At 70.6% G+C, this 22481-nt stretch carries 32 protein-coding genes; 20 read left to right on the top strand and 12 right to left on the bottom strand.

All coding sequences use genetic code 11. The features are described from left to right. From ABD691_RS08195 to ABD691_RS08150, 11 genes are all read right to left on the bottom strand, one after another. Nucleotides 1-464 (bottom strand): hypothetical protein (locus tag ABD691_RS08195; RefSeq protein WP_344678875.1); only part of this gene is annotated, 464 nt, incomplete at its 3' end. A 171-nt stretch (nucleotides 465-635) separates the two neighbouring features. Continuing rightward, complete coding sequence (locus ABD691_RS08190; protein WP_425565021.1) at nucleotides 636-1052, bottom strand: RapZ C-terminal domain-containing protein; 417 nt, start codon at nucleotides 1050-1052, stop codon at nucleotides 636-638. 14 nt (nucleotides 1053-1066) lie between these two features. Then, nucleotides 1067-1513: a hypothetical protein gene (locus ABD691_RS08185; protein ID WP_344678873.1), complete on the bottom strand. Its 447-nt coding sequence runs from the start codon at nucleotides 1511-1513 to the stop codon at nucleotides 1067-1069. Nucleotides 1514-1579: 66 nt separating this feature from the next. After that, complete coding sequence (locus tag ABD691_RS08180; protein WP_344678872.1) at nucleotides 1580-2041, bottom strand: hypothetical protein; 462 nt, start codon at nucleotides 2039-2041, stop codon at nucleotides 1580-1582. A gap of 24 nt (nucleotides 2042-2065) precedes the next feature. Further along, on the bottom strand, nucleotides 2066-3193 hold the full coding sequence (locus ABD691_RS08175) for a hypothetical protein (RefSeq protein WP_344678871.1): 1128 nt from the start codon (nucleotides 3191-3193) through the stop codon (nucleotides 2066-2068). A 51-nt stretch (nucleotides 3194-3244) separates the two neighbouring features. Beyond that, a complete protein-coding gene (locus tag ABD691_RS08170) occupies nucleotides 3245-3577 on the bottom strand; it encodes a hypothetical protein (RefSeq protein ID WP_344678870.1) in 333 nt (110 codons plus the stop codon). A gap of 139 nt (nucleotides 3578-3716) precedes the next feature. Continuing rightward, a complete protein-coding gene (locus ABD691_RS08165; protein WP_344678869.1) occupies nucleotides 3717-4001 on the bottom strand; it encodes a hypothetical protein in 285 nt (94 codons plus the stop codon). Next, nucleotides 3994-4338 (bottom strand): hypothetical protein, encoded by a 345-nt coding sequence (locus ABD691_RS08160; protein ID WP_344678868.1) that lies wholly within the window; start codon nucleotides 4336-4338, stop codon nucleotides 3994-3996. Before ABD691_RS08160 ends, ABD691_RS08165 begins: the two co-directional genes overlap by 8 nt. Then, a complete protein-coding gene (locus ABD691_RS08155; protein ID WP_344678867.1) occupies nucleotides 4335-4667 on the bottom strand; it encodes a hypothetical protein in 333 nt (110 codons plus the stop codon). The genes ABD691_RS08160 and ABD691_RS08155 overlap by 4 nt, the downstream gene beginning before the upstream one ends. Nucleotides 4668-4736: 69 nt before the next feature. After that, a complete protein-coding gene (locus tag ABD691_RS33690) occupies nucleotides 4737-5159 on the bottom strand; it encodes an endonuclease domain-containing protein (RefSeq protein ID WP_425565020.1) in 423 nt (140 codons plus the stop codon). 220 nt (nucleotides 5160-5379) lie between these two features. After that, the gene (locus tag ABD691_RS08150; RefSeq protein WP_344678866.1) at nucleotides 5380-6501 is read right to left on the bottom strand and encodes a tyrosine-type recombinase/integrase; all 1122 of its coding nucleotides are present in this window, start codon (nucleotides 6499-6501) and stop codon (nucleotides 5380-5382) included. Between the two features lie 113 nt (nucleotides 6502-6614). On the opposite strand from ABD691_RS08150, the gene ABD691_RS08145 reads away from it, so the two are divergent. From ABD691_RS08145 to ABD691_RS08135, 3 genes are all read left to right on the top strand, one after another. Continuing rightward, the gene (locus tag ABD691_RS08145; RefSeq protein ID WP_344678865.1) at nucleotides 6615-7895 is read left to right on the top strand and encodes a coiled-coil domain-containing protein; all 1281 of its coding nucleotides are present in this window, start codon (nucleotides 6615-6617) and stop codon (nucleotides 7893-7895) included. Between the two features lie 83 nt (nucleotides 7896-7978). Continuing rightward, nucleotides 7979-8161 (top strand): hypothetical protein, encoded by a 183-nt coding sequence (locus tag ABD691_RS08140; protein ID WP_344678864.1) that lies wholly within the window; start codon nucleotides 7979-7981, stop codon nucleotides 8159-8161. Between the two features lie 58 nt (nucleotides 8162-8219). Beyond that, a complete protein-coding gene (locus ABD691_RS08135) occupies nucleotides 8220-8933 on the top strand; it encodes a hypothetical protein (RefSeq protein ID WP_344678863.1) in 714 nt (237 codons plus the stop codon). A 32-nt stretch (nucleotides 8934-8965) separates the two neighbouring features. On the opposite strand, the gene ABD691_RS08130 is transcribed toward ABD691_RS08135, so the two are convergent. Beyond that, a complete protein-coding gene (locus ABD691_RS08130; RefSeq protein ID WP_344678862.1) occupies nucleotides 8966-9706 on the bottom strand; it encodes a M50 family metallopeptidase in 741 nt (246 codons plus the stop codon). Nucleotides 9707-10018: 312 nt separating this feature from the next. Here ABD691_RS08130 and ABD691_RS08125 point away from each other — a divergent pair, with 312 nt between their 5' ends. From ABD691_RS08125 to ABD691_RS08045, 17 genes are all read left to right on the top strand, one after another. Then, nucleotides 10019-10573, top strand: coding sequence for a hypothetical protein (locus ABD691_RS08125; RefSeq protein ID WP_344678861.1), 555 nt, complete (start codon nucleotides 10019-10021; stop codon nucleotides 10571-10573). Between the two features lie 86 nt (nucleotides 10574-10659). Then, complete coding sequence (locus ABD691_RS08120) at nucleotides 10660-11388, top strand: hypothetical protein (RefSeq protein WP_344678860.1); 729 nt, start codon at nucleotides 10660-10662, stop codon at nucleotides 11386-11388. Nucleotides 11389-11536: 148 nt separating this feature from the next. After that, a complete protein-coding gene (locus ABD691_RS08115) occupies nucleotides 11537-11932 on the top strand; it encodes a DUF7715 family protein (RefSeq protein ID WP_344678858.1) in 396 nt (131 codons plus the stop codon). 176 nt (nucleotides 11933-12108) lie between these two features. Beyond that, entirely contained in the window at nucleotides 12109-12627 is a 519-nt protein-coding gene (locus ABD691_RS08110) for a DUF1273 domain-containing protein (protein ID WP_344678857.1), read from the top strand. A 150-nt stretch (nucleotides 12628-12777) separates the two neighbouring features. Further along, nucleotides 12778-13272 carry a hypothetical protein gene (locus ABD691_RS08105; protein ID WP_344678856.1) on the top strand — a complete coding sequence of 165 codons (495 nt, stop codon included), beginning with the start codon at nucleotides 12778-12780 and terminating at the stop codon, nucleotides 13270-13272. Nucleotides 13273-13495: 223 nt separating this feature from the next. Continuing rightward, entirely contained in the window at nucleotides 13496-13867 is a 372-nt protein-coding gene (locus ABD691_RS08100; RefSeq protein WP_344678855.1) for a hypothetical protein, read from the top strand. Between the two features lie 132 nt (nucleotides 13868-13999). Further along, nucleotides 14000-15109 carry a DUF3560 domain-containing protein gene (locus tag ABD691_RS08095; RefSeq protein WP_344678854.1) on the top strand — a complete coding sequence of 370 codons (1110 nt, stop codon included), beginning with the start codon at nucleotides 14000-14002 and terminating at the stop codon, nucleotides 15107-15109. Further along, the gene (locus ABD691_RS08090) at nucleotides 15106-16437 is read left to right on the top strand and encodes a hypothetical protein (RefSeq protein WP_344678853.1); all 1332 of its coding nucleotides are present in this window, start codon (nucleotides 15106-15108) and stop codon (nucleotides 16435-16437) included. The genes ABD691_RS08095 and ABD691_RS08090 overlap by 4 nt, the downstream gene beginning before the upstream one ends. 242 nt (nucleotides 16438-16679) lie before the next feature. Further along, a complete protein-coding gene (locus tag ABD691_RS08085; protein WP_344678852.1) occupies nucleotides 16680-17495 on the top strand; it encodes a class I SAM-dependent methyltransferase in 816 nt (271 codons plus the stop codon). Between the two features lie 92 nt (nucleotides 17496-17587). Next, nucleotides 17588-18547, top strand: coding sequence for a hypothetical protein (locus tag ABD691_RS08080; protein ID WP_344678851.1), 960 nt, complete (start codon nucleotides 17588-17590; stop codon nucleotides 18545-18547). Nucleotides 18548-18846: 299 nt separating this feature from the next. Then, nucleotides 18847-19371: a hypothetical protein gene (locus ABD691_RS08075; protein ID WP_344678850.1), complete on the top strand. Its 525-nt coding sequence runs from the start codon at nucleotides 18847-18849 to the stop codon at nucleotides 19369-19371. Between the two features lie 76 nt (nucleotides 19372-19447). Beyond that, nucleotides 19448-19714, top strand: coding sequence for a hypothetical protein (locus ABD691_RS08070; protein WP_344678849.1), 267 nt, complete (start codon nucleotides 19448-19450; stop codon nucleotides 19712-19714). A 275-nt stretch (nucleotides 19715-19989) separates the two neighbouring features. Further along, entirely contained in the window at nucleotides 19990-20136 is a 147-nt protein-coding gene (locus tag ABD691_RS08065; protein ID WP_344678848.1) for a hypothetical protein, read from the top strand. Nucleotides 20137-20221: 85 nt separating this feature from the next. Then, nucleotides 20222-20836, top strand: coding sequence for a hypothetical protein (locus ABD691_RS08060; RefSeq protein WP_344678847.1), 615 nt, complete (start codon nucleotides 20222-20224; stop codon nucleotides 20834-20836). Nucleotides 20837-20874: 38 nt separating this feature from the next. Further along, complete coding sequence (locus tag ABD691_RS08055; RefSeq protein WP_344678846.1) at nucleotides 20875-21516, top strand: hypothetical protein; 642 nt, start codon at nucleotides 20875-20877, stop codon at nucleotides 21514-21516. 78 nt (nucleotides 21517-21594) lie between these two features. Continuing rightward, nucleotides 21595-21783: a hypothetical protein gene (locus ABD691_RS08050; RefSeq protein ID WP_344678845.1), complete on the top strand. Its 189-nt coding sequence runs from the start codon at nucleotides 21595-21597 to the stop codon at nucleotides 21781-21783. A 108-nt stretch (nucleotides 21784-21891) separates the two neighbouring features. Beyond that, a complete protein-coding gene (locus ABD691_RS08045) occupies nucleotides 21892-22344 on the top strand; it encodes a hypothetical protein (RefSeq protein ID WP_344678844.1) in 453 nt (150 codons plus the stop codon). Nucleotides 22345-22481 lie beyond the last annotated feature (137 nt).

Raw genomic sequence — 22481 nt, 5'->3', positions numbered from 1 at the left:
TCGTCCTCGATCGCCTCGGCGAGGTCGGTGGAGAGGTACCTGCCAAACAACACCCGCAGGGTCTCAAACTCGGACTCGGTGGGCGCAGGATGACGTGTCACCGGGCCCTCGGAGTCCAGGAGAAACGGCCACGGCCGCACGCCGTCGACGTCGTCCGTCGAATCGTCGACGTCGTCTGCTGAAGCCTCGTACTTGGCTCGGTCCGCCGCAGACATCCGGTAGCAGCCCCGGCCCGAGTCGCGTTGCTCGAACCACACCGCGCCGTCGACGTCGGCCACCGCCGGCGGGGGCGGCGACGGCAGCGTGGCCCCCGGGCCCCAGGTGGGGAGTTCGCCACGCTCGCGACGCACGATCGCTACGAGTTCGCGGGCGAGCCGGTCCGCGGCCGCCGTATCCGAAATACCGTTCGTGCGCAGGTGCCCCATGATCTGCGCCCACAGCCGCGCATCGTTCATTTCTGTCACCGTCTGGCTCCTTCGCGGTGGGCAGTCCCGTTTGGCACGATCATGCCCCAACGGTGACCTGACGATCGCGCTGCGTAGCAAGATTCAGCGCTCGGTAGCTCCCCGCTGCTTCGCTGAAGGTCGCCCGGTATGGCTTAGGCGCGGAACAGATCGCGGGCGCGCCGCCAGCGGCTACTCGTAGCCGCGCCGGTCGGCACCGGACCGTTCGTGCACCTGCCAGTGCCGGAGCACGACGTCGAGGTCCGCGTCCCACCGCTCGGCCCTGGTGGCGAACTCAGCGGCCAGGGCCACGCTGCGGTCTTTCCCGCCGGTGCACCCGAATCCGGCCCGCAAGATCGGCCGCGAGGGCGCGTCGATCAGCGCGAGGATGCGCGCTTCGGCGCGGTCGAGGATCTGTTGCGCCTTCGGCTGGGCGACGACGAACTCCCGCACGGGAGCATCGAGGCCGGACAAGTCGTGGTACTCGGCGAGCTTGTACGGGTTGATCAGGCTGCGGACGTCTTCGACGACGTCGGGCGGCGCGGCGCTCCACTCCGGCGGCGGGCCGGCGCGGTAGCCGAAGGAGTGGATCAGCAGAACCTGTCGCACCGGACGCGGCCCCGCTAGAACGCGGGCCCGGAGACCAGGACATCGTCCACGCCCTGCTGCCAGAACAAGTCGTCCAGCAGCATCCAGACCTGGTCCTGCCGGCATACCGGGGTCCACACGAGATTCCAGCCCGCACCGAGTGCATCCAGGGCGTCCTCCCACCGCCGCCACACGGGCGGATGCGGTTGGGACGGCGTTGGAATCGGCGCTCGCAGCATGTACTGCGCCTGCACCCAACCGCCCGGCCAGCCCGGATCCACATGGGGCGCCAACGGCGCCGAGCACAGTGCGGCGCGCTCGGCCAGCTCGAACAGCCGACGGTCCTCCCGGACCGCCACCGGGTCGCCGACGGCCGGGTGCTCGGTGAGGTCGTACAGGCTGTACCGGAACTGCGCGTACGCCCGCCGGAACTGGGCACGGACCTCACCGCTGGGGCTGACCGTGTCGATCTCGCTGCGCATTCACAGCAGCATCCCACAGCCCGCCCGTCGCGAGGACGATTCGCGGGCGAAGCACGAGCGCCCGTACTACGCCGCCGCAGCTTTCCTGGGCGGCTCGTCGATCGGCCGGTACCGCCCTCGGATGCCGAGGTCCTTGCGGGCCGCGGTGATGAACTCGTCGACCCGGAGCCGAAGCGCGTCGCGAGCTGCCTGCTGAACCTCGGTCGTCGGCTTCGCCGCTGGTTGCTCGTTGCGCATCATCGCGATGACCTCGACGTAGCGATCGGCTGCGGCCAGCACCTCGGGCCAGGTCCGCTGGACCGCCCGGCGCGGATTCCACAGCCACGTACCGTGCGTCGCCAGGTCCTTACGCAGCAGATCGAAGTTCGTCGCCTCGCCGGTGCGCGGGTCGACCAGCGGCGCCCGTAGCAGTGTCCCAGCCTTTTCGTTGAGCGTCGTGTACAGCTCGTACTTCCGTTTCAAGTCCCGGGCGTACTCGCTATCGGCACCAAGGTAGAGCCGCGTCCACCTGCGCATCCGTTCGATCACCTCGCCTCCTCCCTGCTGCGCCGATCAACGGTGGCCGAGGACATCGTAGGCGGCCAGCAAGGTCTCCAGCCGGTCAAGCACCTCGGTCAGCCCGTCCCGGGAGCGGTGAAGCCCCGCCAGAAGTCCCCGGACGATCTCCGGGGTGCCGATCAGGCTGCGCCAGGTCCCGTCGGTGGCGCGGTGCTCGAGGACGAGTGCCGCAGAGCGCTGATCGCGGTCCAGGGGCACGCCCGCTTCATGTCCCACGGAGTCGGTCAGCGCGGAGATCGCCGCGCGCCACTCGTCGGCGTGATCATGTAGCCACCGCAGCTGCGGCACGTCGCGCTGGTGCAGGTCCGGCCAGCGTTTTCGCAATGCGGATCGGTCGAGCCCGAGGTGGTGGCTCAGGCCGCGCAGCCCGGCGCCGTCGGCGACCTCGATCGCGGCATCGTGGCGCTGGCGACGGTCGACTTCGTCAAGCAGGAGGTGTCGGGCCTGCTCGGCGCTCCACATTCGCCGCAGCCCGCGCGGGCCTTCGCCGTCGGCGGGGCCGGCGATGTCGTTGACGAGGGTGTCGACGAGCTTGTCCACCTTCGTTCGCAGCTCCGGGTCGAGCATGTCGGCCGACACCGCCGGCGGGACGGCCGTGCCCGAACTCCCCTGGTCAGACGGCGGGTGGCCCGATTCCCCGCCCCGCAGGGTGGATAGCCACAGGTCGGCGGCGACCCCGACGACACCGGCGCGCTCCAGATACCCCAGCGCCGCGGTGGAATCGGGCCACCCGCGTTTGTCGGCGGTGCGCGCCAGGGCGTACTGAGCCTGGGCGAGCAGCGCGGCATCGAGACGTTCCGGGTACTCGACGACGCCGTGCAGGGTGTCGCCGCGGTGCCGCAGGCCGTGCCGTTCGGCCGGGTGCTCGCGCAGGTACGCCAGCGCGGCGGCGACGACCGCGAGCTCGGTGTGCTCGCGTCGCCAGCGCAGCTCGGCGACGTCCAGCTGCGGCAGGTGCCGAGTCGCGGCCTTGGCCGCCGCCCGCATCGCCTCAGCAGTAGGGCCGTCCACCCAGGACAACCGCCAGTGCCGGTCGTAGTCGTACTCGGCCTGGACTTCGACGCCGGTCCGCTCGGACAGCGTCGCCGCCAACTTGCGCACCCGCTGCGCCTGCCTGCTCATCGCCCACCTCCACCGCGGGCGGGGAAATCAATTCCCCGCCCTCTGACCAGCCTATTGACCCGTCGACTGTCGTGGCTTCACGCATGAAGACCAGGCCGGGACGGAGCGCACCGCGGCCCGCAGCAGCAGGCAATGCAGCACCGCGAAAGCGATCATCATCGGGACCACGAGGCTGCGGAGATCGAATAGCACCGCCGGTTCCGCGTGCAGGACGGAGGTGCACCACAGCACGGTCGCGCTGGCCACGCACCCGCCCTGCACCGCACACCACGCCGCCCGGTAACCAAGGCGGCTCCACCGCCGCACCAGCACCGGCGCGACCATCGGCGACGCGATCAGCACCAGGCCGCCGAGCATCACGCACCAGAACACGGTCGACGTCATCGCCCCCGCCCTCCGCAAAGGCGGGGAATTGGATTCCCCGCTCAATGACCAGGCGTTTTGATAGTTAACTACTCCTGTAGCTTCAGTGCCGAATGAAAGTAACCCCGGCGAAGCAGGGTTACGTCGCTGGGCGGGACCGTCACAAAGGGCCGGGACGATCGAGAGAAGAGCTGGTGCGAAGGTACGCATCCCGGTGTTCCCAGCGTTCCGGACGTCGTGCGCTGGCGACAATGCGCTGCATCAGCTCGCTGGCAGTCGGCCCGCAGGGAGCACCGGCGGCACCGGCGAGGGCCTGTGGGACCTCGTCGACCAGCAGCACGATCTCCTGGTCCGGATCGGGCGCCGGCATCCCCAGTTCTTCGGCGCGCGCCCGTCGCAGCTGGCGTGCTTGCTCCAGCATCGCCTGCGTGTCCGGCTCACCCATCGAGAACTCCCGCCGCGCGCAGCCGGGCGCGGCGCTGCCGCGCCCGCACGCTGACGTCGTGCCGGGCGCACCCGCAGCGCCCACCACCGGGTTCGGGGTCGAGGTAGTCACGGCCGGCCTCGGCCGCGGCGATCGACGCACGCGACTTCTCGCCGCCCCAGTGGCAGCGGCCCTCGATGCAGTCGCCGCAGGTGTGGTCGAGCTCGAGCCACATCAGCGCGTCCAGCAACGCTTTCCGCCTGGGTTCGTGGCTGGGGACGTCGAACTCCGGGTCTTCCAGAACCTCCGCGAGCGCGTCCGCGGCGGTGATCACCCTCTGGGGCGAGCTGCTGGTCACTTCTCCTCCAGGGCGTTGTCGTGGGCGAGCTGGGCGAGGTCACCGGGGGCATCGAGCACCCAGCAGCTGTCCGGGTACAGCCCTTGCGCGGGTTCCTCGTCACCGAGGCTTTCGCCGGTGACATCGATGGGCTCCAGGCGGGCCATCAGGGAACCGTCGCAGTCGGGAACGTAGCCAGTGACCCGGTACAGCATCGCGACGACGGTGCCCTCGGGAACCGGCTTGACCGGATCTTGGCGCAGCACCCGGACCTGCGGCTGGCCGGGCAGCCACTCCTCGGTGCGGGCGTTGGCCTGCTGGCTGATATCGGGAAGACGGCGGATCGCCATCGGATAAGTCTCCTTCGTCGTGGCCGTGGTGGGTTCGGCGTCGTCGGCTTAGTGAAAGGGACCAACGGTCTACAGATTCAGCCTGCGCATGGCACTCCAGCGCGCCGGATCCACCGAGGTGGCCGGTGAGATCAGCTCGGCGGCCCTGCGCAGATACTCGGCTGCTGCCCTCGGAGTCTCGGGCCGAGGTCCGAGGCGTTGCACGACCCAGTCTTGTGGTTCGGGCGGGCTTCCGATGTGCGGGAGGTAGGGCTCGCTGTGCCCGAACAGTACCGCCGGCGGCCGGAGCCGATAGGCGTCGAGGACCGCGGCCTGGCCGACTCCCTCCCACGTGTTGCAGCTGGAGCACAGCAGGCCACGGGTCAGCCCGCTGCGATGACAATGATCGAAGATCAGGCGCATCCCGCAGCCCGGCACGCCGCACAACGCGCACCGGCCCCGTGCCAGTCCCAGAAGTCCACCCCCGGACGGGGCGACGGCCAGCGATGGCACTGCGGCTCGGCCGGCGGCCCGGCCGGGGGTGGCGGCGACGGCCGGTACGGAGGAGCGCCGGGCGCGCTCGGATTCGGCGTAGTGGGCGGCGAGGCGGCGCGCGCGTTCGGCGCGCTCCTCGTTGGTGAGGTGCGCCTCGCATGCGGGCTCCCCGGGCCTCCGGCAAAAGGTTCCCGGTCGCTTGCGATTCGGCCGACCACACAACACGGGGTGTTCTCCTTCAGCTCTCGCCACCGCGGCCGAGGTACAGCGCGGCGTTGTCCCGCTCGCGGTCGACCTGCTCGATGTAGGCGTCGACCTGCCGGCTACCGGGCGCCCACCGTCCCTGGCGTTCGATCGCGACCCGGTCGGCGCCGCCACGGCGGGCCTCGGTGGCCATGCCATGTCGCATCGAGTGCCCGGTGAACGTCACCGTCAGCCCGGCACGGCGGCCGGCGGCCTTGACGATCCCGCAGACCGCGTTCGTCGACAGGCCCCGGCTCGGGTGCGGATGGTCCCAGCGATCCACCGGGCGCAGTGCGGGCCCGGCGGTCAGTCCGGCGGCGTCGCGCCATGCCTCCCACGCCCCGGCACCGTCGAGCGCGGGCCGGTCGGTGCGGCGGGGCAAGACGGGGTGCTCGTCGTTGCGCCCGGTCTTGGTCCGCGGCAGCAGGACCTGGTAGCCGGTGCCGAACGGGACTATCTCGTGGCAGGCCAGCCGGGACAGGTCGGCGTCGCGGGCGCCGATGGTCCAGCCGATTACCACCAGCGCCCGGTCGCGGAGCCCGGCTGCGGTGTCCGGGCACGCCTTGCCGATCGCCTCGATGTCGTCGGCTAGCAGCGCCGGTGCTGCCCCCCGGCCGTGCGGCAGCACGCCCTCCTTGTCGTCGCGAACCCGCTCCTCGTAGCGGGTGATGGCTTCCCAGGCGGCCTTGGAGGCGTGCTCGGGCACCAGGACGCGGGCCTGCTTGAGGCCGACGACGGCGCCGGCCAGGCGGCGCTCCACGGTCGCCGGCGCGTAGCCGCGGGCCACTTCCAGCCAGCGCACGAAGCCGACCAGGGAGCCGATGGTGGCCGCATACAGCGGGATCCCCAGCTCACCGGTGTAGTCCTCCCACGCCCGCCAGTCCGCGGCGTAGGCGCGGCGGGTGTGCGCCGGGCGCTCGCGCTCCAGGTACTCCCCCGCCGCCGCGTCCAGCGCGGCCAGCCGCTCGGCGGGCCCGGCCGTAGCCCAGGCCGAGTTCCCGGCGGTGACCAGCTCGCCGACGCGCTCGTCGGCGGGGCCCCCCAGTTTTTCGACCGCGCCCGCGGCGCCGCCGGCGGCCGCGTTCGCCTCCTCCGCCCCGCTGTCCGTTTTGCCCATTGATCAACCTCCGAGAAGTGACCTTATCACAGGTTGATCAGCGTGGATTAAAACCAATTGCGTAAACGGATTGCGAATTGTGATTACGCAAACGATGAAGTAGTCTGTGGGACATGATCGGTAACGGTGACGACGACGCCCCGACCGGCCCCGATGCGCCCGGCGAGGGCTCCGCGACCAGCGGCGCGGCGCCCGGCATCCCGGCGCGAACCGCGGAAATGCCGGAGCAAGGACCCCGACCCGGAAACGGGCCTGACGAAACCCGTGACGGAACCGGCGGGCGGGTGTGCCGCTACTGCGGGAAGGCGCTCCCGGTCTCCAGTGGCCGGGGTAACAAGTCGCCGTACTGCCAGGACGGCACGACCCACGGCCCGAAGAACCTCACCTGCAAGCAGGCATGGCTGACCGTGGAGAACTACCGGTCCCTGCCTGGCCATGACGAGCAGGCGCTCGATGACGCCTCCGTCGCCGCCCTCGGCGAGCACATCGACCGCGCCCTGAACCCGGTCGACGCCCTGCGTGAGGCCCTGGCCGCCATCCGCGGCGACCTCGACGGGGCCGTCATCGAGGCCCTGCGGGATCGGGATGATGCTGTTCAGCGGGCACGCGACGCCGACGGCCGCGCCAACGCCGCCGACCAGCGGGCCACGGAAGCCGAGCAGGCCGCCGCCGACGCCGACGACGCGGCCGCCGCAGCTGGCCGGCGGGCCGGCGCCGCCGAGGGCGCTCGCGACGCCGCGCTCTCCGAGCGGGATAAGGCGGTCACCGCGAAGAACCGGGCCGAAGCCCGCCTGGAGGACGCCCGCGACCGCGAGGAGCGCGCCGACCGCCGCGCCCGCGAAGCAGCCGAGCGCGCGGCCAGTGCCGAGGCCCAGGTCGCCACGCTCACCGCCGAACGCGACTCATTTGCCGATCAGGTCGCCCAGCTCCGTGTCGACCTCGACGACGAGCGGGAGCGCGCGGCGCAGTCCGCCCGCGAGGCCCAGCAGAAGAACGACGACCTCCAGCAGCGACTCGACGCCGAGCGCGAACAGCACACGACCGCCCTGGACCAGGTACGCACCGAGGCTCAGGCGAAGATCGACGAAGCCCGCTCCGCAGCCGAGACCGACGTCGCCGCCGCCCGCGACGAGCTCAGCCGGGCGACCAGCGACTACACCACCCAGCTCGGCGAGCTCCGGCAGCGGCTCGGCGCCGCCGAGCAGCAGGTCACCAGCCTCACCGACCGAGCCGACGCCGCCGAGGCCGCCGGTCAGCACGCCGCTGAACAGCTACAACACTGGCGCCGGGAACTGGCTGAAGCCCTGGCCGATCCCGCCGACGACGGCCCGCAGCTTGCCGCGCGCATCACTCGCCTGCTGAACCAGGACACCGACTCGGGCACGACCTCATGAGCACACGATGCTCGACCACGAATCGTCCGCGAGGCTGCGGTAGCCTGCCGCTGGAATGCCCGTGACATGGGAAGAAGCCGGTCGTGGATCTCGGGAAGTTGGTCGTCGTCGCCGCGGTGGTCGCAGTCATCGCCTACGGCGCGGTGTTGATCTACCGCTACGCGCGGCATCGCCGGCTGGACTGGCCGCGTACACCCCTCCTGCTGCTCTGCGCGGTCTGCGCGCTCGGAGGCGCACTGGCCACCTGGCTCCTCACGCTTCAGTGACCCCCTTCGAGCGCACCGCCAGGCCCCCGCGTCAGGGGTTCAGAGTAAAACTGAAGCCGTGAAGACCCCTCCCGTCGTCGCCGCCGCGCAGGCCGGCGAGGCCGCCGCGCGCATCGTGGAACGTCGCCGGACAATCGGCGACCCCTATCTCGATGAGTTCATCGCCGCAGGTCACGACCCGCGCGAGCTGATCCGGGTGGCGCTCAAGCGTTACCGCGGCCTCCCGGACTGGGTCGCCCAGGCCGATGTCGATGACGTGCTGGTGCTGCACGTGCGGCAATGGTGGGAATGGGCAGTTGATGATCTTGCGGTGCTGGAGCACGCCGAACGGCTCCTCATGAACCGACGGGAGGTCGGCGAACGGCTCAACCTCGGCAGCGGCCAGGCCATCGTCGATCGCATCCGCGCCCGCCGCCGCCAACGGGCCGCGCTGCGCGGCGAACCCGACCCGGCCGAGTTGGCAGACGTGCCGCCGCAGCAGGAGGATCGCACCGCCGCCCAGCAGCGCTGGCTGGATACCCACCTGGATGCCCTCGACCGAGCCCGTGCTGCGGTCCTGGAGCACAAGGACCTCGGTAGCGACGAGGCGTACGAGTCCCTGCTCGACGTCGCCGCCGAGCCGTGGAGCCCGGCGACGATGACCCTGATGAGCTACGCGGCGTTTGACCTGCGGCAGACGCCTGCGGTGGCTGCTCTTTCCGATGATCACCCGCTTCATGCCGCCCTCGATGAGTGGACCGCTCTGGCCGAGCAGTACCGCAGCGTCGGGTAGGAACGCCTTTCGGCGGCGGCGGTGCTCCGGTCCTACATCGGCCACAGCAGCCAGCTGGCCGCCTTCCACCAGCAGAAACCGATCCACACCGCCCACACCAGGAGCCAGGCGTAGGGTGTCACGCCGGTCTCCCGGTAAAGCGCGACGGCGTCGTTGTCCTCGGGCTGCTCGCCGGGTTCGGTGCGGAACCATTCGGCGGTCAGCTGCGGTACCCGCACGGCCGAGTGCGTCAGCAGCAGCCCCAGCACAGCGCAGGCGAACCACACCTGGACTGCGGGCGCGGCGAACCACAACACCAACGCCATCGTCACGCCGAAGGCCAGCACGAGCCCGATGGTGATTAGGTCCCGGGATACGAGGAGGACCAGCACCGCAAGTACGACGCCGAACCCGAGCACCAGCGGGGCTTTCCCACTCGCCAGCAGCGCGGCCACGCCGAGTCCAGCCAGCGGAGGAGCGGCGTACCCGGCCAGCGAGGTCATCACCGAGGGAAACCCGGAGCTGTTCCAGGTCCAGGTCACCCCCGAGCGCGTGCCGGTGAGCTCGATGATCTCGACCCGGCCACCGGTGATCAGCGCCGCGGCGGCATGTCCGGCTTCATGCACGATCAACCCGAGCAGATTCGCTTGGTGGAACCGGCTGCCGGGCAGGCTCAGCCCCACGCCGGCGCTGGCCATCACCAGCACCATCCACCACGACGGCGGGGTCGTGGCCGTGGCCAGGATCTGCCCCAGCCGCTCGCCGAAGTCCGCAGCACCGCCCTGCTCGCTCATCCTCACCCCAGTCGTGATCGCCAAGCGAGGCAAGTGTGCCGCACCAGAGGTCACGCAGGTGATCGGCCGCCAACGTCGCGGGTGCTCGCGGAAACGACGAGCACTCCGGGAAGGTCGCCCTCCCCGGCCGGTGTGCATCTCGGCTGAGTGATGCCTACGCGGGGCGCGCCTCCGCCGCAAGCCCCGCGCGAACTTCTCCGCTCGTACCTCGCTGCGAACTTCGCGCTCTGGCGGGCTTGCGGCTCCAGCCCGCCCCGCGTCTAGCGGCATCAGCCGAGATACACACCAACCGGCCGAGGAGGGTCGATCTCGATGCTGCGCAAGAAGAAGCGGAACAAAGCAAAGCAGCCTATGCAGGACCTGATCCTGGAAGAGCTCAAGCAGGATCCGCTCATCCAGGACATGGCCGCATCGGTGCGGATGAGTGGGCACAGCGAACACGAGACCCGTGCCGATCCGGACTTCCCCGCCCAGGCAAACGCCCGCTATCGCGCCAAGGGCGGCGGGACGCTCCCTGCGCGGGCTGATGCCGTGCCCACCGCTGTCATCGAGCTGGCGTTTCAACCGATGGAGGTCTGCGACGTCGTGATCCTCTGGCGCGGTGAGCCGCCTGGGCGGCTGTGGCATATGGCGGGGATCAACCAGTACCACATCGCGATGCACATGCGACGGGTCGCGGCTCGCGAGTACCGGATCAGCACCGACGAGATCACCATGCGGCTCTTTCCTGCGAATGCCAACTGGAAAGGCCGGGGCGTCGCCGAGCGGACCGACACCGGCCAGCCCTTGGCGGTCTACGGCTACAACCTCGCCGCCCCGGTCGAGTCCTTGCTTGGCCGATGGGGACTACCTGATTACGCAGGTTGAAATCCAGCGCTGCCGCGAGCAGCGCCTTGTTGTTCACGGGCGGGGACCGACCAAACCCCGCCCGAGTCCGAGTGAAAGGAACCGTTATGACCGACTGCCTGCCTCTGCACTCCGGGGAGCCGCTGGACCGGCACCGCGACCGGGCTGAAGCGAGGCTCAATGCCGCACGGGAAGAGCACTACCGGATGCAGCTGATCAACGTGGCCCGGATCGTCACAGCCGCAGTACCCGAAGCCGCATCGATCGATCTCGCCCGGGACGTGTTCGACTTCCAGAACGAGGTGTGGCTGGAAGCCGTTCACGCCGCCGACGGCACGCTGTTGTGGCACGACGCGCAGGACCCGGATCCGCTTGCCGGGTTCCGCTACGCCAACAGGGCGACCTGGACGCTGGCGGCCAAAGTCATCGTCGAGACCGTCGGCCAGGCCCTGGCCGGAGCGGAGATCACCGACGTCGCCGACCATCGGCCGGACTGGTCCCGCCCCAGCAGCTCCGGGCCAACCGAGCTCTTCCGGATCACCCTGCCCGACCGGCGTGTCGTCGAGCACCACACGACCACCCCACCCGGACCGGACGAACCGCGGGTGGAAGTCATTACCGATCGCGACCCGGACATGGCGACAGAGGTGCACGTCGTCGTCGACGGCGTGCCGATCCTCGCCGAGCATACGGACGTCGATCCGGGACGGGGCTGGGCTCTCAGCGACTGGCGCGAGCTCGCCGCCGAGCACGCTGCCAGCGCGAGCCCCGCGGCCGCGGAGCTGATCACCCAGCTCTTCCGGCAGGGCGAGTCCAGCGAGTACGTGACCGCCTGATCGTTTCGACATCAGCCCGGCGTCCTGGCCATCCCCAGGACGCCGGGCTTTTTCATGCCTACTTCCGCGGCGCGCGCCGCGATGACGCATCCCGGAGATCACCGTGATCACACGAACCCACCAACAGATTCCGCTGCTTCCGGCCCTCATGGCCACCCATCGCACCCAGGGCCAGCGCAGCACCGACTTCGCCTTCGCCCGCGACGGCGAGCTGGTCACCCTCGCCTCGGTCTGCGACCGCGACCGCGGCAACCCCGACGGTGGCTGCGGCTGCGGCCGTGCCTTCGCCGGCCTCCGCAGCCACAAGGCCACCACCACGGCCATCGTCGTCGAGATGGTCATGACCCGCGACGACTACCTCCACCGGATGCGGGCCAGCGCCCGCGACGCCGGATTCCTCCAGGACGGCGAAGACCCCACCGACATCGACGACCAGGCCGACGAACTGCTCGACATCGCCGCCGGATGGCCGATCGGCACCGTCGTCGAGCGGCGTGGCGACCTCATCCAGGTCCGCGAGTGGCCACCGCGGCAGCGGGCGTAACCCGCACGGGCCGGTGGGGCGTGCGCACTCTGCCCCGGCGCCGGGCGGGGTCAAGCCGCGAAAAGCGTGCGGCTTGACCCCTTTTCCCGGCGCCGGGGCCTGGACGAGTGCGCCCCACCGGCACACGGCGGGGCCGCCCGGAGCGCTCCCGGGCGCAGCCGAGGGAAAGGACCGCGATGGATCACGCCACCACCTGGAGGAGCGTCGCCTGCACCGGTCACCGGCCGCAGTACCTGCCGCCCGGCAGCCAACAGTGGCTGGCCGGCGAGCTCTCCCGGATCGCCGTGCGGCTACGCGACGAGCACGGCACCGAGGTCGCCCTCAGCGGCGGCGCGGCGGGCGTGGACCTGCTGTGGGCCGAGGCAGCCCACGACGTTGGGCTGGCGACCTGGCTGTACCTGCCTTTCCCCGACCAGGACGACCGGTGGCCGTGGCAGTGGCGGGACCGGCTGGCCGCCGCCCGGCACCGGGCCGACCGGGTGATCACACTCGGCCAGCGCTACAACGTGGCGCTGCTGCACGAGCGGAACACGCGCCTGGTCGCCGACGGCAACGTCCTGGTCGCCGCGCATGACCCCGCCCGCCGCTCCGGTGGAACGGCCTCGACCATGCGCCACGCCTGGGATCAGGGCCGACCGATCATCCGCGTCGACATCCGGCACCGCCGCACCACCCTCGCGGCGACTCGGCCCTGACCTGTTCCTTCCCGCCCCTCCGAACTCACCGGCCCGCGGCCACGTGCCGCGCGCCGGTGCACGCGGAGCCCGCACGGGCCTCGCGTCCGCGCACCCGGGACCGGCCAAACCCGGTGCGCAACCACCGAAATTCCGAGTGAAGGAGAACCCATGCACAACGGCAGGGATCCCTACCTGCGCCGCGAACTACTCAGCGGTGCCCTGGCGGCCTTCCTGGAGGCGTTCGACGTCTCCGAGCCGCAGTGCGCGCGCCGCGGCGCGCGCCTGGACTGCGCCGAAGCGCTCGGCCTGGCGGGACTGCTCGCCGACCTCGGCTACCTGGACCTGGCCCGCCGGTGGCTGGGCCGTCACCGCCACGACTGCACCCGGCCCGCGTGCCGCGACGAGGCCGCCGAGCAGCTGATGCTGTGGGAAATCTGCGCCGTCATCACGGAAAGGGCGGTCGAGGCCGATGACCCGGCACAGCCGCAGTGGCGCGTCGCGGTGCATCGCGACCTGACCACCTGGGTCACCGTCCGCGCCGCCGACGCCGGTACCGCCCGCGCGAAAGCCCTACACCGCGCCGACTACGGCGATGGCGACGTGCGGATGTACGGCCTGTCCTGGCCCAGCACCGAACGACTCACCGGCGCCGACCAGCACTAACGCGCGCAGCCCCCGCCTGGCGCGGTGGGGCGTGCGCACTCTGCCCCGGCGCCGGCCGGAGTCAAGCCGCGAAAAGCGTGCGGCTTGACTCCTTTTCCCGGCACCGGGGCCTGGACGAGTGCGCCCCACCGGGCACGGCGGGGCCGCACCACCACACGGTGCGCGACCAGGAAAGCACCTGGTCCGGAATCTCTTTTCTCTTTTATCGCAAGGAGTTTTTGGCATGTCCGCATCCGTCCTCACCAGCTCCGACGTCGTCGGATTCATCCAGGAGCGTGCTGACGAGCACGACCTCACCACCGTCATCGAGGCAGTCAAGGCGCGCCGCCAGATGCTGCGGGACCAGGCTGCGGCCGCAGTGAAGCCGGGCCTGGAGGTCGTAATCGACGACATCAGCCCGAAGTACCTCCAGGGGCTTCGTGGCGTGGTGAAGAGCATCGACTCGGGCCGCAAGCGGCGAGCGGTCGTGACCCTGGACCGGGAGTCCACCACCACGCTCGGGCTCGCCTCGTCGAAGTTCGGCTTCCTCGTCGGTCGCGACAGCTACGACCTCGACGGAATCCCGGTGACCTGCTGCAAGGTCACCGGCGCCTGATCCACGCCAGTTCCCGGCCCGGCCCCGGTTCAACAGCCAGGGCCGGGCCTTTCTCTTGCCCGCTGACCGCGAGCGGACCGACCAAACCGCCTGCGCAGCACCGCAATTCCGAGTGAAGGAGGACATATCGCCATGTCTGGCACCACGTTGACGATTCGGCACAGCTACGAGAGCGGCACGACTGTCGAAGGCACCGAGAAGAACAGCCCCGCCCACCACGCGATCAAGGCCAATCGTTCCTGGACCTGGTCCCGGTACGCCCGCGCGTGGCTGCTGCGCTCGTCCCGGCACCGCCGCCCCAAGTACGGCGACATCGACATCATGGAGCAGGCCCTGACCGAGCTGGGCTATACGGTCACCCGCGACATCGACGAGACGATGCCGACGGTCGAGCAGCAGGAAGCCGACCTCGCCGAGCGCATGGGCGACCGCGCCGACCGGCTCGCCGAGCGCGCCGACAAGCAGGCCAGTGCGGCCGCGGCGACGCGTGAGAAGGCCGACGCGGTGTTTCGCAACATCCCGTTCGGGCAGCCGATGCTGGTCGACCACCACAGCTACAACGCCGACCGCAACCGGCGCGAGAGGGCCAGCAACAACCTCCGCAAGTCCTTCGAGCAGGCCGACTACGCCGCCGAGCTGTCCCGCCGCTCGAACACCGCCGCGGTGCATATGGGCGCCCGGCACAATCCGGTGACCGTCGGCAACCGCATCGCCAAATTGGAGTCCGATCGCCGCGCCGTGCAGCGCCGGCTTGACGGCGAAGGCGCTCTGGAGTCCTACACCGACGAGCACGGCCACCCCTGCGAACGGTCGGTGACCCGCCCACCGCAGGGCGAGGCACGGGAGCGGCTGCTCGTGGACGCGGCCGAGCTGGACGAGCAGATCACCTACTGGAAGCGCGTCTACGCCGAGCTCCAAGCCGCGGGCAAGGCGTCCACCGCGGGGCCGGACACCGTCGCCAAGGGCGACTGGGTCCTCGTCCGCGGCGACTGGTACCGGGTGCGTCGAGTCAACAAGAAGACCGTCAGCGTCCCCAGCCACCTCGTGACCGCACCCGAGCCGGGTAAACGCGAGTGGACCAACACCACGCCGTGGCACGAGGTGCGCGAGCACCGCACCACCGAGCAGATGCCTGCCGCGTTCGTCGACGCCTACGAGACTCCCGGAACCAACCGGCTCCGGCTCGCACCGGCCCAGTTCCCGGACGACGGCCACGACGGCGACCGGGGCGACACGGCATGACGGCGCTGCACGACCCGCTCGGTGACCGTGTCGCCGAGCGGGTCGCGACCCAGGCCGTTCGCCAGGCGCAGGCCGCGCTCGGCCTGCTGCGCCCGTCATCGCCGTCAACGTCGCGGCCGCTGATTTCGGTCCGCGGCGAACCCCCGCCGCGGGTGGTGCTCGGGTTCGGGCTGGGCTGCGACTCCAGCGCAGTCCTCGCCCGCTGGCTCACCGACCCGTCCAGCCGCGACTTCGAGCTGCACGAACTCGCGGTGATAACCGGCATGACCGGGCAGGAGTGGCCAGCCACCCGCCGGCTGGTTGAGAAGCACCTGCTGCCTCTCATGGCCGCCACTGAGGTTCGCTACCTCCAGGTCGCCCGTCGCGGCCCACGGCAGGCCGACGGGGTTGACATCCTGTCCGACACCCGCAGCCCGGATCGGCTGCACCTTGTCGGCGCCTGGACGCTCGCCCACGAGATGTTCGACGGTGGCACCGTCCCGCAGACCACCGGAGACCGGCTTTGTAGCCAGCACTTCAAGGCGTGGCCGCTGGACACGGTCATTGCCGAGCTCACACAGGGCCAGCCCTACCGGCACGTCATGGGCTACGAGCGGGGCGAGTCCCGCCGCGCCGAACGCGACGCGCAGTACAACACGACGCTGCGCACCGGCGAGTACCCGCTGCGGGCGTGGGGCTGGGACCGCGCCGCGGCCCAAGCGTTCCTGCGGGAGACCTTCGGCGTGGACGAGTGGGTCAAGAGCGCCTGCACATACTGCCCGTTCGCATTAGCGAACAAGGCTGGTCGGGTCGAGACCGTGGCCCGGTTCGTCGACGAACCGGGCGCCGGCGTGCTCGCCCTGGTGATGGAACTGGCCGCGACCGCGCTCAACCCCACCCAGGGGCTGATCAAGGGGCAGCGGCTGTTGTCGCTGCTGCGGGTTTCGCCCGGCACCACCGCGGTGATCGCCGCGTTCGAGCAGCGACTGGCCAGCCTGCCGTGGGCGGTCTACGACGTGCGCCGCACGCTCTCGCCCCGCTCTGACGGCAAGGCCAACCACGCGCGTTCGGTGCGCATCCTCGACGTCGGCCCGCACGGCGAGATGCGCGCCCGCCTCGACCAGCGCGCCCGCTGCGCCGGCGTGTCGGTGACCGTCGGCGACCCGGCCTTCCCGGATGACTCCCATCCCCGTGTCTGGCTGCGCCGCCGCGAGCCGCAGCTGCTCGCCGACGGCACACCGACCGCCGAGCAGTTCCTCACCCTCGCGCCGGCCACCGCGCTCAGCAAGACCGGCCCGGCGTTCCCGGCGGCCTGGGCCGCTGCCTCCCAGCTCCACCTCACCGTCTGAAACCCGCTTCTGACTGGACTCGCGGGGTGCGGTCCGGCGGCCGCGTGAGGTCGGCGAGCGCGCTGGCCGGGCCCGGTGGTTTCGCCGTGCAGCGTGCTCCGCCGAGTCCGGGGTGTCCAGCAAAAAGCGCTGGACACCCCGGCCCCGGCGGAGCCGGGCGGCGGGCGCAACACCGGACCAGGCCCGGCGGCGCAGCGCCCGCTCGCGCCGCCTTTTGTCGATTCCGATGAAGGAGCCCGACCGTGGCCAAGCTGACCAAGAACGAAGCTCGCCTGCACCGCCAGGCGTGCGAGCTGATCAACCTCACACGCGACCTCACCGAGGACGAGAAGCACTTCGTCCTGGAGCACTGGCAGGAATCCTCCACCGCAGCCAACAGCCTCGACGGCGCGTTCTTCACGCCGTTGGGACTGGCCCAGGACGTGGCGATCGAGATGGGCGAGCGTCCCCGCCGGGTCATCGACCTCGGTGCGGGGATCGGCCACCTGACGTTCGCGTGCCGGCGTCTGTTCGCACATCGGTGGAATGGCGAACCCCGCCGGGAGCTGGTGTGCGTGGAGCGCAACCCCGACTACGTCCGCGTCGGCCGCAAGATCCTGCCCGAGGCGACCTGGATCTGCGCCGACATCTTCGACCTGCCCGGCATGAACCTCGGCGTGTTCGACTGCGCCATCGCGAACCCGCCCTTCGGTGCGATCACCCGCGCGGGCAACGCGCCCGGCTATTCCGGCCGCCGCTGCGAGTACCACGTCATCGCCATCGCCGCGGGCCTCGCCGGTTCCGGCGTGTTCATCGTGCCGCAGGAGTCCGCGCCGTTCCGCTACAGCGCCAACCCGGAGAACTACGAGGAGCACGCCGACGCCGAATACGAGCGTTTCCGCCGCGCCACGGGCATCGAGCTCGGCAACAACTGCGGCATGGATACCTCCGCCTACGACGAGGAATGGCGGGGCGTCTCCCCGCGCGTCGAGATCGTGACTTGCGACTTCACCAGCCACGTCGGCGTCCCGGGCCCCGGCGCCGCCTCTGACGGTCAGCTCTCACTGGTCCTGAACTGACTTCTCCACCCAATCCCAGACCTGCGGACGGGACCGACCAAACCCGCCCGCCGGAACACCGCAATTTCCGAGTGAAAGGAACACCTCCCGCTATGTCGCACTACTCCGTCACCGTCGCGGCCGGCGCCGAGGACGCCGAGCTGGCAGCCGAGGCAGTGACCATGCTGCTCACGCCGTTCGACGAAAACCTCATGGTCGCGCAGGAATACGACGAGGAGACCCAGGACTGGCACTGGTACAACCCGCAGGCGGCCTGGGACTGGTACCAGATCGGCGGCCGGTTCAGCGCCGATCTGCCGCTGCGTGCCGGGGCCGACTCCGCCGACGTGCTCACCGGCGAACGCAGCTGGACCAACCGGGACCGGGACCTGGATCCCACCTGCGTCGACGGCGCCCGGATCCGGGCGCTGGATCTCGAGCGCAAGCGCGCGGCGGCCGCGGAGCAGGGCGGCCGGGACTGGGATGAGTACGCCCACGTGGTCGCCGGAACCCCGCAACACCGGCCTTGGGCGGAGTTCATCACCCGTGTCGCCGAAGCCGAAGCCGCCGCGCCGAAGTCCTGGACACAGCTGGTCGAGCAGGCATACGACGAGGCCCGTCGCGCTGTGTCATTCGTCGAGGCCAGCGTCGGGGCCGACTCCCCGCGGCGGCGGCGCTACGACGCGCTGGTCCGCCAGGAGCTCGACAAGGCGCGAGCGGCTTTCCAGGCGAGTCTGAGCTACACGCTCGACCAGGCCCGCGACGACTACGCCGCCCAGCCCCGCATCGCCGCGATCCGCGCCCACTACCAGGGATTCTGGCTGGAAGGCCCGGAGGACATCTTCGACCACCTCAGCCGCGACGAGTTCGTCCAGCGCCAGCGTCTGCACGCGATCCCCGGCTTCGCGACGCTGACCCACGACGCCCGCTGGCTGGCCCCAGGCCGCATGGGTTGGTTCGGCATGTCCAACGACACCGACGAGTCCCAGCGGGCCTACCTGGACGAGGCCAACGACTACCTCGACGGCCTCGACGACGAGATGTGGCTGGTCGTCGTCGACTGCCACATCTGACCGGGCCCACCACCAGAGACGCCTGTCCACGTACGCGCGTGCGCGCGTACCCGAGTGCGCGCCAGGCGATGACCGGCCGGTGGTGGTGCCCGTTCTCGGTGGGGCGTGCGCACTCTGCCCCGGCGCCGGCCGGGGTCAAGCCGCGAAAAGCGTGCGGCTTGACCCCTTTTCCCGGCGCCGGGGCCTGGACGAGTGCGCCCCACCGAGACGGGCAGCACCACCTCCGTGTGTGCACAGGGGACCGACCAAACCCCTTGCACACCAACACCATTTCCGAGTTGAGAGGAAACCTGATCCCGATGGCGACACGTTCGCTGATCGGCGTCCTCGACGCCGACGACCACAGCTTCCGGGCCCGGTACTGCCACAACGGCGGGTACCCCGACCACCAGGTCCCGAAGCTGGGACTGGCCCTGCACCGCTTCCACGACGGCGATGTCGAACGGCTCATGACCGAACTCCTCAGCCGGGAGTGGTCGGCGATCGATCCGGCCGCCGCCAGCGCCGAGTGCGCCGACCAGCCCGGCCTCGGTGACGAAGTCCGCCAGCCGCGCCCGTCGCATATCGAGCCCCACGGCGGCATCGGCTTCTACTACACCGACGTCGACCCCGACGAGGAACCGCTCGACGGCGACCTCGGCGAGGACCCCGACCTCGCCTACGAGTGGCTGTACCTGTTCACCGGCGACCAGCTGCGCGTGTTCGCCAACCAGCCCAGCAACCAGCACGCCAGGCGATGGGCCCCGTTCGGCGACTTCCCGGTCAGCGAACTGGCCACCATCACCGCCGACGAGACCACCCGTCGGCTGCACGCCCGCCGGTAACCCCCGACCGGGTGCGGGCCGGGTCACCGACCAAAGCCCCGGCCCGCACTCGGAATTCCGAGTGAAAGGGACCGAGATGAGCCCATCAGTGGAAATGGTCATCGGTTACGACGGCGACGGCCGCCCGCACGACGTGATCGTCGTCGACGGCCATGAAGCCGCCGTCACCTACTACGAGCTCGACTCCGATGCCCGGCTGCTCCGCCGCGGCCGCGCCCAGGAATGGCTGCACCAGCAGGAACAGCGCGCCACACAGGCGTCACCGCAGGCCGGGCGGTGGATCCGGCGCTGGGCCCACCAGACCGCACAGAGCGGCGCCATCGCGGTCCACGGGGGTGCCTGATGCGCCACAAGTGGGTCCGCCACGGCGACAACACCCGCACCTGCGAAGCCTGCGGAATGTCGGTCGAACACAAGCCAGACCGGCGTTACGCCTGGTCACTGCGCCCCAGCAAGTCGGTGCTCGTCGCAGGCAAACATACCTCGGCAGGGCAGGTATCCACCCTGAAGACCTTGCCCGGGTGCGTTACCGACCAGCTGACAGTCCCAGCCGACCAGCAGGTCCAACCCCGCTACGGCGTCTTCGCCCGACTCGCCGGGGACAAAGCAGTTCTACGGATGACCCCGGCCGGAAACACCACCGCAGGCGAACTGCACGCCGCGGTGTTCCCGAACGAGGACTGCGCGCAACGCCGCGCAGCCGACCTCCGAATGCGGCTGGACACCCAGCACCCCGGCAGCGAGGTGTGGACCGCCCCGCTGTGACCCCTTTTCCCACCTGCGGGCGCGGGCCCGGGACACGACCAAACCCCGTCCCGCGCCCGAGTTTCGAGTGAACAGGAGCCCGACGATGACCGTGGAGATCACTCCGCCACCCGGCTACCGCGAGACCCGGATGCGCGGGTTGTGGGCGCGCTCCGGGTGCACCGACTGCGGCGGCGCCGGCGAATTCCTCGTCACCGACGACGAGGACCCCACCCTGCGCTACCCGCAACCCTGCGACTGCCTGTGGTGCCCGGAGGCCGAGTTCGAACGACAGATAGAGGAGCAGGACGACCCTGCGCAGCAGGCCGAGCTTGAGCGCGACCTGCACCGCTACCGAGCTGCCGTTGCCTGGCAGCAGATCGCCGAGGAGATCGGCCCTCGCCAGGCCGGGCGCCGCTACTGGAGCGGCTACTCGCGCAGCGGGTACACGGTCGAGGACATCACCATTACCTGCCCCGACGGCGACGCCACCCGTCCGAGCTGGTCAATGACGGTGCGCTGGGATGACGGCCGTCGCAGCACCCACTGCACGCCGTGGAACCCCGGCCTCGGCGACGGGCAGCCCCCACCGCCACGGCCGCCGGGACCGGTCCCGCTGCCGCCAGAACTGCGCGCGCCTTTCCGCCGGCACGACGACTGCCCCCGCTGCACCTCCCGGTTCGCGCTGATCCGCGCGGCACACCGGCTCGGCCTGCTCTGACCGGCCCACCGCGAACCCGCACCACGAGGAGCCATCCCATGCTCACCAGCACGCTCACCGACCAGCAGTTCCAGCGCTACCGCGCGCTGCGCCGCGACGGCGTCGGAGCCGCCACGGCCTACCGGATCGCCGTCGCGGCGCAGCCGGCTCCGGCCTACCGCATCGGGCCGGGTGACCAGATCACGTTCGTCTTCGACGACCGGCCCGATCTCGCGGAGTTCACCGTCACCGCGACATCGGTGCCCGACCTGGACCCCGACCTCTCCTGGCTCGGCGAATTCCGGTCGTCCCGCAGCCGGCCGCCGGAGGCGATCGAGCTTCCCCGCTCCCTCCAACGAGGCCGCCACCGCTGCTACTTCGTGCCCACCTACTCGCTGGCGCAGCGCCGGGCCGACCTGTCGGCCCGCGGCTACGCGCGTGGAGTTGCCCACCTGCTGGCCGAACGCGGCGTCCGCGACGACGCGCACCTGGTCCTCGACCTCGACTACCGCATCGTCACCGTCGAGGTCCGCAAAGCCGGCGTGCTCCTGGCCACCGCCTCAATGAGCACCGACGTCGCTCCGGACGAGTGCCCGGACGACGCGCTCGCCGCGGTCGCCGACGACTGCGGCCTGATCGACGAAGCCGTCGCCGACGCGCGCGCCACACTCCCCGGCCTGCTCACCGCGCTGGCCGCCTGACCAGCACCTCGACCTCAGCGGAACCTCGATCGCCGCTGCTGGCACCTGAACCCCGCGAATGGAAGGAGAACCGCCACCGTGCCCCAGCACAACCTCAACGACGCGAAGACCGACACGGTGATCCAGACCGGCCACGGCACCATCCGGCGCTACGCCGACGACGGCAAGGGCATCGTCATCAACATCAATACCGGCGACGTCGCTCGCGACCTCACCGACGAGCTCACCGACGAGTACGGCGACGTGCACGGCGACATCGAACTCTGAACGGCCGGCAACGGCCAGAGATCCATACCCCGCACCGCGGGCAGGGACCGACCAACTCTGCGCGCCGGGAGCGGCCATCCCGATTCCGAGTGACCAAGGAACCCTGCGATGACCAGTGACAAGGACTGGCTGGGCGCCCACGGCGAGGATGCCCAGACCTGGATTGACCCCGACAGCACCGAAGGCGCCAAGATCATCAACCTGTTCCGGCAGCTGAAAGCCATCGAAGAACCCGATGGAAACTGGCCCGGCGCCGACGTCGTCGACGAACTCAATGTCTGGCTGACCAGCATCGGCCTGCACCCCGACGACGACCCCGACCAGGCCGTGCAGCGCCTGCGAACCCGCCCGCACGCCTGGACCGTCGTCGGCTTGCGTGACAACGACGCTGAGGGCGAAACCCTCATCGCCGCGGTTTTCGCTGGCGAGATCAGCTGCCGCGACACCGACCCAGGCGATGAGGGCGGCTACCAGAGGGTCGCCGAATCCGTTGTCGCCGCCGACCCGGACGAAGCCGAAGTCAAGGCGTACGAGCTGTTCGAGGCCGCCCGCGACGACTGAGTCGTCACCAAGCCAGGCCGGTGGTGGTGCCCGTTCTCGGTGGGGCGTGCGCACTCTGCCCCGGCGCCGGGCGGGGTCAAGCCGCGAAAAGCGTGCGGCTTGACCCCTTTTCCCGGCGCCGGGGCCTGGACGAGTGC

Origin of the sequence: Saccharopolyspora taberi, from assembly GCF_039534165.1 — a bacterium.
Classification (GTDB): domain Bacteria; phylum Actinomycetota; class Actinomycetes; order Mycobacteriales; family Pseudonocardiaceae; genus Saccharopolyspora_D; species Saccharopolyspora_D taberi.
Note: the sequence above shows the minus strand (reverse complement) of the source record. Positions and strands in the feature narration are given on the sequence as shown.